The organism is Leisingera sp. F5, assembly GCF_001593695.1.
Genome location: NZ_LUKH01000791.1, coordinates 1 through 1,669, shown reverse-complemented (window position 1 = coordinate 1,669; position 1,669 = coordinate 1). Strand labels below are relative to the sequence as shown.

2 protein-coding genes are annotated in these 1,669 nt (G+C 59.7%); both read left to right on the top strand.

Features of this window, described 5'->3' with window-relative positions:
• A partial coding sequence (locus tag A2I95_RS36015) for a response regulator transcription factor (protein ID WP_291737318.1) occupies positions 1 to 361 on the top strand: 361 nt, incomplete at its 5' end.
• A gap of 202 nt (positions 362 to 563) precedes the next feature.
• Positions 564 to 1,669: NAD-dependent DNA ligase LigA (gene ligA / locus A2I95_RS36010; RefSeq protein ID WP_291737319.1), on the top strand; the 1,106-nt coding region annotated here is incomplete at its 3' end.

The window sequence follows — 1,669 nt, the reverse complement described above, 5'->3', positions numbered from 1 at the left end:
GGGGCATTCGCAATCCATTATCAAGACCGGCAAGATTGCGGTCAACCTGGATGCCAAAACGGTTGAGACCGATGGCAAGGCGGTGCATCTGACCGGCAAGGAATACCAGATGCTGGAGCTTCTGTCGCTGCGCAAGGGCACCACGCTGACCAAGGAGATGTTCCTGAACCATCTTTATGGCGGCATGGATGAGCCGGAACTGAAGATCATTGATGTTTTCATCTGCAAGTTGCGTAAGAAGCTTAGCAATGCAACAGGCGGCGAGAATTACATCGAAACTGTCTGGGGCCGCGGTTACGTGCTGCGTGATCCGCAGGAAGACCACCTGTCAGGCGGCCAGCGGCTGGCTGTCGGCGCCTGAAAGGATGATCACCCGGTCGGCACATGACCATGTGCCGCCGGTTGCAAGGACCTGCCGGCTGGCGGGTCTTTTTGCTTTTTGCAGCTTGTTGCTGACGGTCTGATGGATGCGCTGGACGCGGCTGGCGCCGCACCTTATCACGAAAGGGAAGAACGAAGAGGGACCGCGCGTGGCAGAGAAAACAGAAAAAGACGTGGCAAACCTGACGGCTGAAGACGCGCAGGCTGAATTTCTGGCACTGGAAGAAAATCTTCGGGCGGCGGATCTGGCCTATCATCAGGCCGACGCGCCTGAGATCAGCGATGCCGAGTATGATTCGCTGAAACGCCGTTACCGGAACTTGGCAGAGGCATTCCCTGAACTGGCTGAAACAGCGGCCCAGCTGGATGCTGTTGGCGCGCCCGCGGCATCTGGCTTTGGCAAGATCACCCATTCGGTGCGGATGCTGTCGCTGGGCAACGCGTTTGAGGATGAGGACGTCGCCGATTTCGACCGCAGCATCCGCAAATACCTGGGCCTCACGACTTTTGATGGATTGTCTTTTACCGCCGAACCCAAGATCGACGGGCTATCGCTGTCATTGCGCTATGAACAGGGCGTTCTGATCCAGGCGGCAACGCGCGGCGATGGCAGCATTGGTGAAAATGTGACCGCCAACGCCCGAACCATTGCCGACATTCCCCAGCAGCTGGACGGAGCGCCGGAGGTGCTGGAAGTGCGCGGCGAAGTCTACATGAGTCACGCGGATTTCGAGGCGCTGAATGCCCGGCACGAAGAACGCGGCGGCAAGATTTTTGCCAATCCGCGCAACGCCGCCGCAGGGTCGCTGCGGCAGCTGGATGCGGAAATCACCCGGGCCCGGCCTTTGCGGTTCTTTGCCTACAGCTGGGGTGAGCTGAGTGAACCCCTGGCAGAAACGCAGATGGAGGCAATTGCGCGGCTGCGCTCCCTGGGGTTTCAAACAAACCCGCTGACCCGGTTGTGCGCAACTCTTGAAGAGATGATCAGCCACTACCGCAGCATCGAAGAACAGCGCGCAACGCTTGGCTATGACATTGATGGCGTTGTGTATAAGGTCAATGATCTGGCGCTGCAGGGGCGGCTGGGCTTCCGCTCGACCACGCCCCGCTGGGCGATCGCGCATAAGTTTCCGGCGGAACTCGCTTGGACCCGGCTGGAGGCCATCGACATTCAAGTCGGCCGTACCGGCGCGCTGAGCCCGGTTGCCCGCCTCACTCCTTTGACCGTAGGCGGCGTGGTGGTGTCGAATGCGACGCTGCACAACGAGGACTACATCCTGGGCCGCGA